We start from the raw sequence: 16865 nt of genomic DNA, 5'->3' as shown, positions 1-16865 counted from the left end.
CTCAGAAAGGTCGCGCATCGTTTTGGGGAAGCATTTGCCGCCCGCCCCGTACAGCCAAGCGGTGCGGACGATGAGGTAATCGTCCGTGTTGCATCGAACCGCCCACTCGCCGGCTGCCTTCGTGCGCCCGTAGGCGCCCTTCGGTTCGAGCAGGCCGTCTTCGCGGTAGGGCGAGGTCGCGTCGCCGCTGAAGACGTAGTCGGTGGAGATGTGGACGAACCGTGCGCCGATCTCGCGGCACCGGCGGGCGAGGATCTCGGGGCCCGTCGCGTTGACGGTGAAGGCGGCGGCCTCTTTCTCCTCCGCGGCGTCGACGGCGGTGAACGCCGCGACGTTGACGACCACGTCGACGTCTTTGCCGATCTCGCGCACGCTCGCGGGGTCGGTGATGTCGATCCCGTCGATGTCGACGGCGATGAGATCGTGGCCGTCCTTGACGACGCGCGCGGTCAAATCCTGCCCGAGCATGCCCTTGGCGCCTGCTATCAACCAGCGCATGAGATTTCCTTCCTCAAAGATGATCTGCCGCAGCAATTGTAGCCCCAGAACTGCGGCCCCGGCCGCCGTCGGCGGACCCGGCCCGCGCCGAGGCGTCCGCCGCGGCTAAGCCGTCGCCCCGTTGACTCCCTCCTGTCACGGCCGGCGCCGTCGCCCCGCCGACGTGCGCTCATCGCGTCCGGCGCCGTCGCCCCAGACGCGCCGGCCTCGCCCTCCGCAGCCTTGCAGCGGCCTCGGCTTCCGCGGCGACGCCGGCCACGGCCCCGCATTAGAATGGACGCGTCTCATTCAAGACGGCCCACGGAGCCGCCGAACCTCGGCCCGCGGCCGCAAACACGGAAGGACCGCAATGCAGATCCGAGAGCTGAAGATTCCGGGCGCCTGGGAGATCACGCCGAAGCAGTTCCCCGACGACCGCGGGGTTTTCCTCGAAGCGTACAAGTCGAGCGCGTTCGAGAAAGCCGTGGGCCACAGGCTCGACCTGCGCCAGGCCAACGTCTCGGTGTCGAAGGCAGGGACCGTGCGCGGCATCCACTTCGCCGACGTCCCCCCGTCGCAGGCCAAGTATGTCGTATGCCCGCGCGGGGCAGTGCTCGACTTCGCCATCGACATCCGCGTCGGCTCGCCGACCTTCGGCCAGTGGGATTCGGTTCTTCTGGACGACGTCGATCGCAGGGCCATCTATCTCTCGGAAGGCTTGGGCCACGCATTCATCGCCCTCGAAGACGACTCGACCGTCATGTACATGTGCTCGGCCGAGTACGCGCCCGGGCGCGAGCACGGCGTCTCCCCCGTCTGCCCGGAGGTCGCGCTCGATTTCCCGAAGACCGGGCGAGACGGCTCCCCGCTGGAGCTCCTGCTGTCCGAAAAGGACACGGCCGCCCCGAATCTGACCGAGGCGCGCGAGTCCGGGCTTTTGCCCACGTGGGACGCCGTGCAGGCATACCTCGCGACGCTGTGATCGCCGCCGTCGTCGTCACGTACCACCCCGGCGACGTCTCCGCCCTCCTGGCGGAGCTCGCCGGCCAATGCGACAGCGTGATCGCGGTGGACAACGGTTCGGACCCGGCCGAAGTGGAGGCTTTGCGGAAGGCCTGCGGCCAGGCGGGCGCCAGGCTCCTCGAGCTGGGGGAGAATCTGGGAATCGCCGCAGCCCAGAATCGCGGCGTCGAGCTGGCGCAGAGCTTGGCCGCCGAGTCGCCGGAATCGAATTTCGTGCTGTTGAGCGACCAGGATTCGATGCCCGCTCCCGACATGGTCGCCCGGCTCCTCGAGGCGATCGAGGAGGACCCGGCGATCGCGGCCGTCGGCCCGCTCCCCTCCGAGGAGCGCGAGGGCGCCGACGAGCTCGTCTACGTCGACCGCGGGTGGGCGCCGAAGCGCGCCAGCCGCTCGGAGCTTGGCCTGCCGCGCCTGGACGTCGCCTTCCTCATCGCCTCGGGCTGCCTCATCCGGCTTTCGGCCCTGGCGTCCGTGGGAAAAATGCGAGAGGACCTTTTCATCGACCACGTCGACCTCGAATGGGGGGTGCGCGCGAGGAAGGCGGGCTGGCGCCTTGTGGCGGTTCCAGCGGCCAAGCTGACGCATTCGCTCGGCGACGACGTCGTCCGGCTCCCGGGCCGCGACCAGCCCGTCCACGTTCACAGCCCGATCCGCAACTATTACATTTTGCGCAACACGATTGCGCTCGTGCGCACGAGCCTTCTCCCCGCAAAGTGGCGGATCCGTTACTGCTACTGGGCGGCCAAGTACGCGGCGTTCAACGCCTTCGCTGCGGGCGACGGCAAAGCGCGCAGGAAGATGCTGCGCAAGGCCGCCGCCGACGGATTCAAAGGCAGGCTCGGGCCGTTCCAGGAGCTCGTCCGCGACGCTGCGCGTCGTCGGCTGAGAACCGCGTCTCGGCCGCAGGCCTTAACTCCACACCGCGTTGCGGACGGCCAGCAGATAGGTCTGTCCGAAGCGCGTCGTCGGCTCGAGGATCGCGCTCTCGGCCCATTCGTTCCAGGCGTTGACGAACAGCAGACGGTCCTTCGCCTCGCGCGGGGCGACGACGCGCACGAGCCCGGCGATCCAACGGTGGAAGGTGTAGGGATTCGAGCCGTACCACGCGTCGGCCTTCCACTGGCGGCGGGCGGTGTTGTCGAAGCCGACCATGGCCCCGGGGTACTCGTCGTCGGCCAGGCTCGGCGCCGCATGCAGGGACGCCTTGACCGTGGCCCGATAGCTCATGAAATTGCCGCGCCAGCGGCCGTCGAGGCCGACCTCCGTCGCCGGCCCCGCAACCCACGGCAGGTTGTGCGGCGGGAACTGGAGCGTGCCGTCCAGTCCGGCCTCGCGGAACCCTTGGCCGAGGCCGTCGAACTCCTCGGCGACGGCCACGGCGAGCACCTTGAGCTCGCCGACTCCTGCGGCGCGGGCGCGCTCCCTCCAGGTCGCGACGACCTCGGGGAAATTGTCCATCTGCGCCGGGCGGTAGACGGCGATGAGCGCCTTGCCGTCGATCCGCACGTACCTCGGGTCGAGGAGGAACTCCATGACGTCATCGATGAAATCCTCCGCCGGCACCTGCGAATAGTCCTGGCCGATGAGGACGTCTTGCGAGCGCCCGTCCCAGCGCCTCGTCCAGTTTTCATTGGCCCACATAATGCAGAACGGGAAGTCGAGGCCGGAGGCCCTGAGCTTCTCAATGGGCCTGTTGAGGATCCTCTTTCCGGAGAACCAGTAGTAGTAATACATGAATGCGCCGATGCCGTTGGCCGCGGCGAGGTCGGCCTGGTCCATGCGCACCCGGTCGAGCTCGAGGTCGTAGTACCCGAGGTCCGTCGGCTGCTTGGGCTGATAATGGCCGCGCCAGGCGGGAATCGCGGCTGCTACATTCGACCATTCGGTGAAGCCCCGCCCCCACCAGCGGTTGTTCTCCTCCGACTCGTGGAACTGCGGCAGGTAGAAGGGTATGACGTTCGCCGCAGCCGTGCGGGAGGCGCCCGGCTCGAACCTGCGCCAGCCGCGCGCGTCGTATCCCGGCTCGGAAGCCAGCTTCGCCAGCCGAGGCGCCTCGACGGTCCGCAGCCCTGCCTCGTCGGTGACGATTCCGACGATCCGTTCGATCGCGTGGGCGGTGGTGGCGTCGACCTGCCCCTTTTCCTCGTCGAAGTCGGCCGAGGTCAAGTTGAAGGCCCTCAGGCCCTGGAGGACGAAGGCGCGGGTCCAGTACATCGACCCCGAGGCGAACTCCAGCTCGTCCGGGTCGATCGACATCTCGATGCGGAGCATGAGCTGCTCGACGATCCGCTGGTCCCCGCCCCAAAACTCCTTGCCGACGATCGAGTCGGCCGCGGTGACGAGCCCCAGTGTCGGGTCGGCGGCGAAGGCGTTGAGGATCTCCTCGACCTTCTCGCGCGATCCGACCAGGTCGGAGAGGAACTGGTCCTTCCACGCGGCGCCGCTCCCGTCGAGGTCGGCGTGCTCCTCCCGCCACGGGCTCTTCTTTGTGTGCAGCTTGAGGATGAGGTCGTATGGATTGAGGATTCCCGAGTTGACGAGCTGGACGGTCGGGAAGATGTCCCGGCCGTGGTTTTCAACCTCGACGACGACGCTGTGGCGCATGTGCTCGAGGTCTTCGGGAACGGCCACGTCCGCCCCCGAGGCGTTCGTGACGAACAGGTCGAAATCGATCGGGAGATTGCGAAGGCGATCGAAAAGCTCGGGCATGAGGTCGGCGTAGAAACAGTGAATGACGACGGCGATCCGGCTCGGGTCGGCGATGTCGAACTGCGGGTCGATCCTCCACTTGTCGGGAAAGCCGGAGTCCTGCCGCCCGCCTTGGCGCATGACGTATTCGCTGAAGTCGGCCGGATGCTGGGATCTGTAGCCCTTGACGCTTCCCGAGACGAGGAAGTTGGCGGCGGCGTTGCGGGCTCGAGCGGCGTGGTACTGGGCCCTGCGCACAAGGCCGGATCTGCTGAAACGAGGCATGGGGAAACTCCTAACTCACCACTGGGCGATATCGGTGTTGTAGCGCCGGGCGACGTAGGCGGCGGCCTCGGCGCCTTCCGACAGGGTCGAAGGATGCGTCATGATCGTGCGCTTGAGGAACGGGACGTCGTATTCCATGAGCTTGCGCCAGCCGTCGACCGTCGGATTTCCATACGGAACCCCGAGGTCCGGGCCGGTCACCCACTCGTCGGAAGAGTAGGCCTCGGAGAAGCACACCTTTGAGGCGCCGAGCTCGTAGGAGAGCACGACGTCGTCCTTGTCCGGCTCCACGCGGACGTCGTTGAAGAAATCGACCCACGGCCTGTCGGCCAGGATCCCCCCGCGGAAAGCGAGGAAGAACGACTGAATGTGGCGGGCGAATTGGTAGGACGCGGTCAGCCCGCGGATGTCGGGGCCCGGTTCGGCGGCCCATTCCAAAAGATGGTCGATCGGGGCGAAGGGGCCGAGCAGCGAGTCGTTGGTCAACAAGACAACGGGCGCTTCGCGGACGCCCGGGATGCAGCCCAAAGCCGTGGCCCACGAGCCGAAGTCGTAGCCGAGGTTGGGGCGGCGCATCACGACCGTCGCATCGGGGATTCCGTGGGGGAATCGGAGGGGCTCGGCCGAGTCGCATGTCGATATGACGACGGTCGCATAGCCGTTTCCCTCGAGCGCTTCGAGATACTTCGAAAGGGACATCGGCTGCTCGGGGCCCATGGAGAACTGGGCGACGAGCGCTACCCGCCCCCGGGCGGCGACGCCGGCCGGCTCCCCGCGTTCGATGCGGACTTTTCCCCGCGACACCTCGGAGACGAGCGGGCCTCGCTTCTTCAGGACCCTCACCGGCCCAGGCCCTTGCGGACAGCCGTCTTGACAAGCCTGACGGGGGCGGTCATCTTCCACGACGTCGAATGCCGGATCGCGTCCAGCTGCTCCCACGCGCCGCCGAGCTTGCGGTTTGCCGTGCGAAGTTCCTTTTCGAGTTGGTCGTTGCGCTTGCCGAGCTTTTGGACTTCGCTCTGGGACGCCCGCAGCGCGGCGCGCAGCTGCCGCAATTCTTCCTCGCTGCTCGATTCGTTCATCTCATCGCCTCTCTTGTGACGAAGGCGCCCCGGAGACTCGGCTCCAGGCGCCGGCTGGAAGTGTTATCAATCCAGGTTCTTCGGCGACCCGGTTGCCTCTGACGATCAATTCGGTTCTGCGATCCGAATAGTCGAACATCTCGCCGTCGCGCACGAAGCACGTTGTGATCCAGAACCTTCCAGGCTGGATGAGCACGGGGTCCATCGTGTAGTCGATGAACGTCTCCTCGCCCCTGCGCAGCGAGTAGAGCCGCCCGCCGTGGCGCGAGTTGGGCCCCGCGATGGTCTGCCCCTGGTCGGTCACGAAGGCCAAGCCGAGTTCGACGTCGTGCAGGTCCTTCTTCGCCCGCACGTGCACGCGGACCGTGCCGGCCTCGCCAGACGTGAGGAACGGCGCCTCGTTGCCCTCGGCGTCGAGGAGGTCGACGCCGACCATCCGGCAGTCGCCGTTGCCCTGGTTGAGCTTGAAGGACTCGTCCTCGGGGAATTCCTCTTCTTCCTCGCGTTCGGCCGCCCGCTTTTCGAATTCTTTGGCGTTGACGGCTTCGAGGTAGGCGGAGACGGCCTCGTCGGCGTCGGCGACCATCTTGACGCGGCCGTGGTCGAGCCACACGACCTCGTCGCACATTTCCTGGGCGAGCGAGAGCGAGTGGGTCACGAGCGCCACGGTGGTCCCGGCGTCGCGCAGTTCGCGCATGTAGTCGAAGCACTTGCGCTGAAATTCTTCGTCACCAACGGCGATGATCTCGTCGACGATGAGGATCTTGGGGCGGATGGCCACGGCCACGGCGAAGCCCAGGCGAACCGTCATTCCAGATGAGTAGACCTTGACAGGCTGGTCGATGAAGTCGCCGATGTCGGCGAAGTCGATGATCCACTCCAGGGTGTCCTCAATCTGCTTCTTCGTCCGTCCCAGGATCGCGCCGTTGAGGAAGATATTTTCGCGGCCGGTCAGCTCGGCGTGGAATCCCGCCCCGAGCTCGAGCAGGGCGTCGACCTTGTCGGAGACGGAGACGGAGCCCGACGTCGGCCTGTACACGCCGGCCAAGATCTTGAGCATGGTCGACTTGCCCGAGCCGTTGTGGCCGATGAGGCCGAAGGTCGTTCCCTTGCGGATCTTGAAGGAGACGTCGTCAAGGGCGTGGAACATGCGCTTGCCTTGGCGGGAGCGGCCGCGGACGAAGCGCTCCTTGAAGGTGTCGCGGCGGTCCGCCTGCATTTCGAAGGACTTCGAGACGTTCTCGACGACGATCGCGAACTCGTCGGGCGCTCCCTGCGCGCCGACGGCGCCGGTGCGAATTTCCATCTCAGATCCTCTCTCCCAAATCGGCGCCCCACTTGCGGTAGACGAGCTTCGCCGCGAGGAACGCGATCCCGGCCCACGCCGCGCAAGCCGCCCACGACTTCCAGTGCCCCGGAGCGCAGTAGAAGGCGACGCTTCGGAAAAGCTCGATGAACTCGGCCATCGGCATATGCGCGATGATCTTCTGCAGCGGAATTCCCCACTTTTCGGCGGGAACCAAGGTCACGCTGTAGATGATCGGCGTCGCGAAGAACATGAGTTGGAGGATCACTCCGACGAGCTGCGCCAGGTCTCTGACGTGGATGTTCCAGATGGCGAGGACGACCGCGACGGATTGGACGAATACGACGAGCAGACAGAACAAGAAGGGTATGAGGATCCACGTCCACCCGAATATCCCCAAAAAGGCGAACACGGTCAGGAGCAGCCCCACCTCGATGAGGGACTGGACGCCGACGGCCAGGCCCGCGCCAAGGACGGGCGCATACGCTGGGAAGTAGACCTTCTGCAACAGCGATCCCGAACCGAGAAGCCCCGAGATGCCGCCGTTGACGGAGCTGAGAAAGTAACCCCACAAGGTCAGGCCGGCGAACAGCCACACGGCGACGAATTGGATTCCTTCATACCTGCTCGCACCTCCGGGGATCTTCATCTTGAACAGGCCGCCGAAGATGAGCGTGTAGATCCCCAGGGTTGCGAGCGGCACGACGAGCGACCACACCCACCCCAAGAGGGTTCCGTTGAACTTGGCTTTGAGATCCCGCTGACCGAACGCGTTGATCAGCGTCCACTGTTGCGACAAGGGCAGGGGCGCCCTCACGTCTGTTCTGTCTTCCATACCCTCACTCGCTCGCGTAAGCGCCGAAGCGCCACTCTTGCTTCGCCTAGTGTAGTAGGAAGCTTAGCCGAACGCTCACCCCGGGGAGCCATTCGCACAGTCGCCTTCGCCGCACGCACAGCGCTCGACTCCCGTCGGCGCACGCGCCGCACGGGCAGAAAGCCCCCTAAAGACAGGCAGAAAGCTGGCTAAGAAAGGCGCGACGCACACGCTGGCCGGCGATGTAGGAACGCCCCCGCGCCGGGCTCGAAAGCGCGGCGGGCTGCCGCAAATCCGCCCCGTCGCCGGCGTCCGCGGCTTTCACGGGCTCGCCGGCGGCGCCCCCGCCTCGTCATGCCCGCCGCCGCGCGATTTTCGATGCCTCCCCCGGCCGACCGCGAGAGCGAGCCCTCCGGCGACGAGGTCGGCGACGGTCACAAGAACCCTCGACGTGATGACCACAACAACGAGCGAACCGACGTCGACGGCGCCCGCGAGCGCCGCCCCCAGCGCGACTTCCCTCACACCGACCCCGGCGGGGACGAAAAAAACGAGGAACCCCGCCGTCCACCCGAGCGCGTAGCCGCCTATCGAGCGCGCCAGCCCCGCCGCGCCGGCCTGCATCCCCAGCGCGGTGAGAAGGACGTAGACCTGCAGGCCGATCGCGAGCCAAGCAAAGAGGGAGACAAGCGCCGACCGCAAAACGGCGCGCCCGGACACCGGCCGCTCGAGGGGCTCTCTGCGCGCCAGACGCAAAGCCGCATTCAGGCACCTGTTGAGGATTGAGGGCCAAAGAACCGCGACTCCCAGGGGCACTGCGGCCAGCAGCCACCAGTAGCTGCCGCGCAGGTCCTCGGCCGCCAGCAGGGAGGGCAACGCGAGCATCCCTCCGACGACTATCGAGATCGCAACCGCCACGGCTAGGGAGGAAACCGAGCGGCGGCGTGAAATCGAGTACCCGCGGGCCGCCTCCCCCACGGCGACGAAGTTCCACACTCCGCCGGGAAGGTACTTCGCGATCTGCGACACGAAAAAGATCCGCGAGGCCGCCGAAAGGGGGATGCCGATCACGGCTTGCCACGACAGCATCGTCAGGGCGACGTACGCGAAGGACGCCGCCGCGGCGGCCGCCAAGGCGGGAAGCGACATCTGGCCGAGGGCGATGCGCACCTGCGGCCATTTGGCGGCTATCGCCCACACGGCGGCGGCCGCGGCCGCGGCGAGCGCGACGCGGCGCATATTCGCGGCGAGCCTCGAAAACCGCCGCGAATCGCCTTCGGATCGCGCGTTCATTCGCGCTCCCCCGGGCACGACAGGCCGCCGTTCCACCGCGCCGGCCTTTGGCTCCGCGTCCGTTTCAACCCCGAAATCCCGCGTTTCCTCTCGGCCAAGACTCGTTTCGGATCAAGGCGTTCGCCTTCCCGCTCGTTCCGCATCCGCCTCCGGCCCAGGCGCAGGATTGCGCGGGCGAGCGAGTCCGTCACGCGTACTGCGCGGAAGCTTTCCCGAATCTCAGCCGCCTCCGATTCATTCAAAGCGGGCTCGGTTTCATTCAAAGCGGGCTCGGTTTGATCGGCGGGAGCTCGGACATCCCCTGAATGCCCGGCGCCGTCGTCTGAGCGCTCGACGCCGTCGACTGAGTGACCGGCGCCGTCCCTTCCAAACTGACCACGGGAGACTTCGTCTTCGGGCCGCCTCCGGGCGCGTGAACGTTCTCGATCCCGGGGCCGCTCCTGCGCCAAGGCTTGGAGGGCGTCCGCCAAGGCCAGGGCGTCGCCCGGCTCGACGAACCGTGCGCCGCCGCCCAGAATCCTGCGCTGAGGCGGAGTGTCGGACGTTACGACGACGCAGCCCGCGGCGATCCCCTGGTACACCTTGTTCGGCACCACGCGGCGGGCCTTGCCGGACGTTCCGAAGATTCCAAGGCAGACGTCGTGCGCGGCGACGACGTCGGGGAGGTCCTCCGAATCGACCCAGTCAATCCACGAAACTCGAACGTTTTCCCCCGAAGGAAGGGCGTCGCGCACGGCCTCGGCGTCCTGCCCGTCCCCTATGAGAGTGACGTCGATCCGGACGCCGCGGCCCTCGAGGATCGCCAGCGCGCGGGCGATTTCCGGTGCGCCTTGCAGGGGCGTGAAGAGGCCGAAGAAGACGACCGAAAGCGGGTTGTCGACCCTCTCGTTGCCTGCTTTTCGAGCCTCGCCCTCAGGCGTTCGAGCACTCTCGGCCGACTCCGGCGCCTCGCCCTCGGCTCGACGGGCCTCGTCCCGGACCCGCCGAGCCCGGTCTCCGGCGTCGAACCATCGTTTGGGGGCGCCGACGGGAACGACTGCCTCTTTTCCCTTCGCGCGCGCCGGCAGGAGGGCGCGGTGGTCGTCGGTGTCGAGCACGACGACGTCGGCCGCCGCCAACGCCGCCCTGTCGACCCCTTCCAGCAGGCGGCAGGCGAGCCTGCCGCCGACGCCTCCGCCGAGGAGCCCCCTGTCCTTGGCCGTGTCCGAGGCGAAGATCAAATGGTCGAGCACGATGGGCGTGCGCGGGAAGAGCACGCGAGCGAGGAGGACGTCGAAATGCCCAAGGTATCCGACGAGGACGGCGTCGGGCCCGTTCTTTCCACGGTAGGCGGAGGCTCGGCGGATCAACCGCACCCATTTTCCGGCGACTGCCGCGGCGAAACGCAGGGCGCTTGCCGGGCTCGTCAGCGATTTGACCCTCTGCGCCGTTCCGACCCCCAAAGGCTCATCGACCTCACGAACGGCAAACCCCCGTTCGCGCAGGCCTTCGAGCAGCACGCCGACGCGCGGGTGCGATCGAACGTCATAGGTGCCGAATCCAAGGATTCTCAAAGTTCCTCCTTCACAAGCCAAATCCCGTCCAAGCCGCGAACAGACCGAGTGCAAGCCGCATGCGCTCCGCCGCTCCGCCCCAAGCCGGCCTAAATCGGCCCGCCGGGTTCAATCCGCGCGTCGCCGCCGGGTTTGCGGCACGCCTCGCCTCCGCGACCCACGGCGTCGCGTTCGCCGCCGCGCGCAGCCTCTTCATCGCCGTCTTCATCGCCGGGCGGTACGCGTCCGTCGCCATGCGCGGCCCGTTTTCCGCCTGAGGCGGCGTCGTCTTCCGCGCTGGCCACGTCGTCCCAGCGTGAGCCTCGGACCAGCGTGCCTCCCTCCCGGGCAGCCTCGCCGTATTGCAGCGCCTTCATCCGCTCGAGCGTGTCCTCTATCAACACCCGGTTCGTGCGCTGAAGGTCGGCGACCACCAGCAGGCCGGCGCTCAGCAGGCTCGTGACAATCATGGCCGTTCCGAATATGAGCGATTGAACATGCCCCCCGCTCTCGCCTTGGAACCAAAAGACGAGGAAGCGCAGGAACGGCACCAGCCCGACAATCCCGGTCACCACGGCCAGGAATCCCAGCGGAATGTGGGGTTTGTACATGAGGAAGGACCTGACGATCGCCTTCCCCGATTTGTACATGTGTTGGAAGATGTTCGAGAACAGGCGGGACTCGCGGGTCTTCGGATTCGTGCGAACCTTCACCGACTCGATTCTCATGCGAAGGTTGCCCGCCTGAACGATGGTCTCCATGCAGTAGGAAAACCTCGTGACGACGTTGAGCCGCATCAAAGATCGGCGCGAATAGGCCCTGAACCCCGAGGCAGCGTCCGGCAGCCGCGTTCCGGCGGCGAGGTTGACCATGCCCGATCCAAGGGATTGCATGCGCTTCTTGAACCGTGAAAAATGCGCGATGTCCTTGGTTTGGCGGTCAGCGATAACGATGTCGGCGCGTCCCTGAAGAATCGGCGCGAGAAGATCGGGGATCCGCTCCTGCGGGTATTGGTTGTCGCCGTCGGTGTTGACGACGACGTCGGCGCCGTGGGCCAACGCATAATCGACGCCGTCGCGGAAGGACCTCGCGAGGCCCTGGTTTCTGGTGTGCCGGACTATGTGCGTGACGCCGCAGGCGCGGGCCGCTCGAACGGTGCCGTCCGTCGATCCGTCGTCGATGACGAGGATCTCCAGCTCATCGACGCCCTCGATCGCGCGGGGAATCGACTCGAGAACCGTGGGAAGCGTCGCTTCTTCGTTGAAACAGGGTATTTGGACGAAGACCTTCACGGTTGCCTCCCACGCATGTCTTTCACATCAGCCTCCTCGCGTCGCTTTGGCGACCGCCCTTCGCTTCGGCCGGCGGAGCGGCGACGTCGGCTGTTGGATCGCCTAAATCGGACCGCCTGCCCTTCTGAATTCGACGGTCCAATCGCCTGGATTGAAACAGGCTGACGCTTGAGCGATTGTCGTCACAGCCTTTCAAGGGTACCATCCAGTAGTCTGATTGACATGAAAATCTCGGTCATCGGGTGTGGCTACCTCGGCGCCGTGCATGCCGTCGCCATGGCCAGCCTCGGCCACAACGTTGTGGGCATTGACAGCAACCGCGCCAAAATTTCGTCGCTCTCATCCGGGCAGCCGACGATTCTAGAGCCCGGATTCGCGGACCTGCTCAGGGAAGGCCTGGATTCCGGCCGGCTGGCCTTCTCCGCCGACCCCGAGGCGGCCGGGGGCGCCCAGGTCCATTTCATCGGAGTCGGGACCCCGCAGAGACCGGATTCGCACGCAGCCGACCTCGCCTTCCTCAACGACGCCGTCGATTCGCTCCTCCCCTGTCTTCGCGAGGGCGACGTCGTGGCGGGAAAGTCCACGGTGCCCGTGGGGACCGCGGCGGCGCTCGAGCCTCGCATTCGACGCGCGGGGGCCTGCCTCGTCTGGAATCCCGAGTTCTTGCGGGAGGGATCGGCGGTCAGGGACACCCTCGAGCAGGACCGGCTGGTCTACGGCCTGTCCCGCGAGGAATCGGATTCGCGCGCGGGCCGCGACGCGCTCGACGAGTGCTATGCCGCGCTTCTCGCCGCGGGCGTCCCCCGCCTGACGATGGACTTCGCCACCGCCGAGCTCGTCAAGGTCGCGGCCAACTCCTTCCTCGCAACCAAGATCTCCTTCATCAACGCCATGTCCCAGGCCTGCGACGCCACCGGCGCCGACGTCGTCGAGCTCGCCCGAGCCCTGGGATTCGACGAACGCATCGGACGCCTCTTCCTGCGGGCGGGGATAGGGTTCGGCGGCGGCTGCCTGCCGAAGGACATCCGCGCGCTGCGGGCTCGGGCGGAGGAGCTCGACCTGCGCGAGGCCTTCCGATTTCTCGCCGAAGTCGAGCGCATCAACGACGGCCAGCGGGCTCGAACCGTCGGAATGCTCGAGGGCCTCACAGGCGGCCTCGAAGGCCGCAAGGTCGCTGTTCTGGGAGCGACGTTCAAACCCGACACGGACGACATCCGCTCCTCGCCCGCGCTGAGCATCGCGTCTGCGCTCGTCGAACGGGGGGCGCGCGTGACGATCTCAGACCCGGCGGCTTCGGCGGAGGCAGTCGCAGCCGAGGTCGAAGGCGCAGCGTTCTTCGCCGACGCCGAGGCCGCCGTCGCCGGCGCCGAGGCAGTGCTTTTGTGCACGGAATGGGAACAGTACGTACGGCTCGACCCCGCCCGAATCGGGGAGCTCGTGAGCGAGCGCGTCGTCGTGGACGGGCGCAACGCCCTCGACCCCGACGCGTGGAAGCGCGCCGGGTGGGAGTATCGAGGCGTCGGCAGGCGCTGAGCCAAGAGTTCCGGCAGCCGAACAGAAAGCGGCGGTCAGACAAAACAGATAGACTTGCCCAACGATCGATCTTTCTTGCCCATTGACAGAGGAGAGGAAACGCATGCGCGTTCTCATCACGGGAGGCGCCGGCTTCATCGGCGCGAACTTCGTTCATTCCACGGTCGAGTCGATGCCCGACGCCGACGTCGTCGTCCTCGACAAACTGACCTATGCGGGGAACCCGAAGTCCATCGAGGGGCTGGACCGCGTCGAGCTGGTCGTGGGCGACATCGCGGACCCCGACACCGTGGACCCTCTGGTCAAGGACGCCGACGTCGTCGTCAATTTCGCCGCCGAGTCGCACAACGACAACTCGCTGAACGACCCGAGCCCGTTCATCCGCACGAACATCGAGGGCACCTTCCGGCTTCTGGAGGCCGTTCGCCGCCACGGAACGCGTTTCCACCACATTTCCACCGACGAGGTCTACGGCGATCTGGAGATCGGCGAGCCTCGCCGGTTCTTGCCCGGCGACCCGTACGCGCCGTCGAGCCCCTACTCCTCGTCAAAGGGCGCCTCGGACCTGCTGGTGCGCGCATGGGTGCGTTCTTTCGGCGTCCCCGCAACGATCTCAAACTGCTCGAACAACTACGGCCCCTATCAGCACGTCGAAAAGTTCATTCCGCGCACGATCACAAACATGATCGACGGAATCCGCCCGCGCGTCTACGGAACGGGCGAGCAGGTGCGCGACTGGATCCACGTGCGCGACCACAACACCGCGGTGTGGGAGATCATTGACAAGGGCCGCATCGGCGAGACCTACCTGATCGGGGCCGACGGCGAGAAGAACAACCTCGAAGTCGTTCAGATGATCCTCGCGGAATTCGGCCGCGAGCCCGACGATTTTGACCACGTCAACGACCGCCCCGGCCACGACCAGCGCTACGCGATCGACAACTCCAAGCTCGTCGAGGAGACCGGTTGGAGCCCGAGCTTCGCCGATTTCGCGGCCGGTCTGCACGACACCGTCGAATGGTACAAGGCCAACGAGGACTGGTGGCGTCCGCAGAAGGAGAACGTCGAGGCCAAGTACGCCAAGACCGGGCAGTGAGCAAAACCAGGCGGCGCGACGTCTGCCGGAACCGAGGTCGGTTCGGAGGCGGCCGCGACTGACCAGGCTCGGCAGACGCAAAGCGGCTGCGACCGGTGCAGGGTCAGTCGCAGCCGCTTTGCGCAGCCGGATCAGCCTCGGCGAACGCCGAAGGTGTCGACCCGGTTTCCGTCCCAGTCGCCGACGAACGCCCTGTCGCCGACCCGTCCGTAATCGACGACGCGGTCGGCGACGCCGTTGTGGAGGCTCTTGGAGACGTAGAAGGTCTTGCCGCGGCGCACCGCGAGCGCGTCCTTGGCCGATCCGCCGAAGTGCCCGACGAAGACTTCGTCGTCGGCCCTGCCGTAGGGAACCACCCTGTCCGCCGGGCCAGAAGACATCGTGTTGCGAATGTGATACTCGTTGCCTCGCCGCACGGCGAAGGTGTCGCGGCCGTCGCCGTCCCAGTCGCCGACGAGCACGACGTCGCCCGGTTTGCCGTAGGCGATCGCGTAATCGGCGGTCGTCGCGCCGACCCTGTTGGAGACGTGGAAGACGTTGCCTCGGCGTATTGCGAGCGAGTCCTTGCCGTCGCCGTCCCAGTCGCCCACATAGTACTCATCGCCGGGAATCCCGTAGGCGGCGGTGAACTTCGGAGCCGCCGTGGGCGCGCTGACGTTGTTGACGGCGAAGGTGTTGCCCCTGCGCAGGGAAACCGTGTCTTTGCCGTCGCCGTCCCAGTCGCCCACAATCTCGGTGTCGGAACTCAACCCGTAGGTGAAGGTGTGGGTGGCGTTGCCGCTCCACGCGTTGTTGAGGTAGTAGGTCGGGGACGACGGCTTGGGCTGGGGCTGGGGCGCCGCGGCTGCCCCGCTCATGATCCGCTGGTACTTGGCCGCCGTCGCCGCCCGGATTTGATCGAGGTACCCGTAGATCGCGCCGGGGCAGGAAGTGGACTTGACGTCCTTGTGTCCGACGATGCGGGGAAGGGCGCTTCCCGCAGGAAGCGCGGCGCCGGTGCCTCTCGGAACCGTCATCGTGCCTCGGCTGTTCGGATTGACGCCGCCGAGAACGAAGCGCGCGGCGATGACGTCGGAGAAGGTTTCGCGGATGAGCGGTGTGACGCTTGCCGCCGAACTGTAGGTGCCTAAAACCGAGACCCCGAAGGTGCCCTGGTTGCGGGGGGCGGCATGCGCGCCGGTCACCACTTTGCCGTGCGGGGCGGCCAGGGTGCCCGAGCGGCCCTCCCAACGCCCGCCGTACTTGTCGATGAGAACGTTGTATCCGATGTCGCCCCATCCGCGGGTGATCGAGTGGTAGCTGTAGATGCCCCGAATAGTCGCCGGCACTTGCGCCTGGCTGTAGTTGTTCGACCCCGCCGTGTGATGGATGATCGCGCCCTCAAAGTTCTCGTAAGAGCGCGGCCACGACATTTTCCTCTCGTCGGCTCCCCATGCCGAGCGCGGGTGGATGCGTGCGAGGTTGTCGGCGGCGGCGATCTGCGGAGTCGTCAGTTGCCGCGCCGCGGGCACATTGGCCTTCGCCGCAGCGCCGGCCTGGCCTTGTGGAGAGGCCTGTCCCTGCGGGGAGGCCGCTGCAGCCGGGCCGCCGAATTGCGACGTCGAGGCTACGCCCGTCGCTTTGCCCGAGAGGATCGACCGCTTCTCGTCGGGGTTGGCGACCGGGGCGGTCAGGCTCGCGGCCGCAGGCTGTTGAGCCGCCGCGACCTTTTGGACGTCTGCGACCTCTTTGGTCGGCCCCTCGCCGTTGACGAGGTTGACGGCAAGCCCGGCGGGAAGGCTGCCGCTTCCCTTGATGCGGATCTGAACGCCCGTCGATCCGCCGGAAACGTTGGCCTCCGTTCCGGGGCGCCCGTCCTCGCCCTCTTCGACCGATAGGACGTACCAGTCCGACCATCCCTTGGCGTCCAATGTGCGCATTTCGACGGTGGCGCCGCTCGGCAAGGACTGGCCCTTGTTCCATGTCAGGCCGGCGACGGCGAATTCCTCGACGGAGAGCGGTTCGGAGACGAAAAGGTAGCCGTTGGGAGGTTTTGTCGGATCGGCCTTCTGGACCGATTCGGCCTGCGGCCCCTCCTGCGCGGGCTCGGATTGAGCGGGCTGCGGCTGCGCCTGTTCGGGCTGCTGCGCCGGCTGAGGCGCCCCGCCCTGCTGCGAATCGGCGGGGTTCTGGGCAACCTGGTTCTGCGCAGAATCCGTTTGCGTCTGCTGCACGGAAGGCTGCTGCGCCGCCGGCGTGCTTTCCGTCAAGCCCTCGGCGCCGTCCGTTTGCGCTGAGCCTTCGGGTTGCCCGGACCCTTCGGGTTTCGCGGAATCGGTCGGCCGCGCGGAGCCCACGGACCGCCCACGTCCGTTGGCCGAAGCGCCGAGGCCGTTCGCCCGGCCTGCCCCGGTCGAAGCCAGGCGGGCGCCGTCCGAAGTCCGGGAGGCAAAGCCGCTTCCGGC

13 protein-coding genes and 1 pseudogene are annotated in these 16865 nt (G+C 66.8%); 4 read left to right on the top strand and 10 right to left on the bottom strand.

What is annotated here, in order from left to right; all coding sequences use genetic code 11:
- The coding region (locus ACO48X_RS01035; protein ID WP_484999689.1) for an SDR family oxidoreductase at positions 1-498 on the bottom strand (498 nt) is incomplete at its 3' end.
- A gap of 349 nt (positions 499-847) precedes the next feature.
- Here ACO48X_RS01035 and ACO48X_RS01030 point away from each other — a divergent pair.
- Both ACO48X_RS01030 and ACO48X_RS01025 read left to right on the top strand, forming a co-directional pair.
- The gene (locus tag ACO48X_RS01030) at positions 848-1459 is read left to right on the top strand and encodes a dTDP-4-dehydrorhamnose 3,5-epimerase family protein (RefSeq protein ID WP_484999687.1); all 612 of its coding nucleotides are present in this window, start codon (positions 848-850) and stop codon (positions 1457-1459) included.
- A pseudogene (locus tag ACO48X_RS01025) lies at positions 1423-1953 on the top strand (glycosyltransferase); the annotation flags it as partial. The gene ACO48X_RS01030 and the pseudogene ACO48X_RS01025, both read left to right, overlap by 37 nt.
- A gap of 456 nt (positions 1954-2409) precedes the next feature.
- Here the strand turns inward: ACO48X_RS01025 and ACO48X_RS01020 are convergent.
- The 8 genes from ACO48X_RS01020 to ACO48X_RS00985 form a co-directional block, all read right to left on the bottom strand.
- Complete coding sequence (locus ACO48X_RS01020) at positions 2410-4473, bottom strand: glycoside hydrolase family 99-like domain-containing protein (protein ID WP_484999685.1); 2064 nt, start codon at positions 4471-4473, stop codon at positions 2410-2412.
- A 15-nt stretch (positions 4474-4488) separates the two neighbouring features.
- Entirely contained in the window at positions 4489-5316 is an 828-nt protein-coding gene (locus ACO48X_RS01015; protein ID WP_484999683.1) for a rhamnan synthesis F family protein, read from the bottom strand.
- On the bottom strand, positions 5313-5555 hold the full coding sequence (locus ACO48X_RS01010) for a methyltransferase (protein ID WP_484999681.1): 243 nt from the start codon (positions 5553-5555) through the stop codon (positions 5313-5315). Before ACO48X_RS01010 ends, ACO48X_RS01015 begins: the two co-directional genes overlap by 4 nt.
- 1 nt (position 5556) lies before the next feature.
- Positions 5557-6861 carry an ABC transporter ATP-binding protein gene (locus ACO48X_RS01005; protein ID WP_484999679.1) on the bottom strand — a complete coding sequence of 435 codons (1305 nt, stop codon included), beginning with the start codon at positions 6859-6861 and terminating at the stop codon, positions 5557-5559.
- A gap of 1 nt (position 6862) precedes the next feature.
- Positions 6863-7696, bottom strand: coding sequence for an ABC transporter permease (locus ACO48X_RS01000; protein ID WP_484999677.1), 834 nt, complete (start codon positions 7694-7696; stop codon positions 6863-6865).
- Between the two features lie 300 nt (positions 7697-7996).
- Positions 7997-8968, bottom strand: a complete 972-nt coding sequence (locus ACO48X_RS00995; protein ID WP_484999675.1) for a lysylphosphatidylglycerol synthase domain-containing protein — start codon at positions 8966-8968, stop codon at positions 7997-7999.
- Positions 8965-10521 carry a glycosyltransferase gene (locus ACO48X_RS00990; protein WP_484999673.1) on the bottom strand — a complete coding sequence of 519 codons (1557 nt, stop codon included), beginning with the start codon at positions 10519-10521 and terminating at the stop codon, positions 8965-8967. Before ACO48X_RS00990 ends, ACO48X_RS00995 begins: the two co-directional genes overlap by 4 nt.
- An 89-nt stretch (positions 10522-10610) precedes the next feature.
- Entirely contained in the window at positions 10611-11792 is a 1182-nt protein-coding gene (locus ACO48X_RS00985) for a glycosyltransferase family 2 protein (RefSeq protein WP_484999671.1), read from the bottom strand.
- 222 nt (positions 11793-12014) lie between these two features.
- On the opposite strand from ACO48X_RS00985, the gene ACO48X_RS00980 reads away from it, so the two are divergent.
- Together ACO48X_RS00980 and rfbB are read left to right on the top strand one after the other, a co-directional pair.
- The gene (locus ACO48X_RS00980; protein WP_484999669.1) at positions 12015-13325 is read left to right on the top strand and encodes a UDP-glucose dehydrogenase family protein; all 1311 of its coding nucleotides are present in this window, start codon (positions 12015-12017) and stop codon (positions 13323-13325) included.
- A 103-nt stretch (positions 13326-13428) separates the two neighbouring features.
- A complete protein-coding gene (gene rfbB, locus ACO48X_RS00975) occupies positions 13429-14421 on the top strand; it encodes a dTDP-glucose 4,6-dehydratase (protein WP_484999667.1) in 993 nt (330 codons plus the stop codon).
- Positions 14422-14552: 131 nt separating this feature from the next.
- Here the strand turns inward: rfbB and ACO48X_RS00970 are convergent.
- Positions 14553-16865, bottom strand: a 2313-nt coding sequence (locus ACO48X_RS00970; protein WP_484999665.1) for an N-acetylmuramoyl-L-alanine amidase, incomplete at its 5' end; no start/stop codon positions are given.

The sequence above is a fragment of the Peptidiphaga sp. genome (assembly GCF_057238965.1).
The sequence above is the reverse complement of the archived record's forward strand: the minus strand, read 5'-3'. Positions and strand labels throughout refer to the sequence as shown.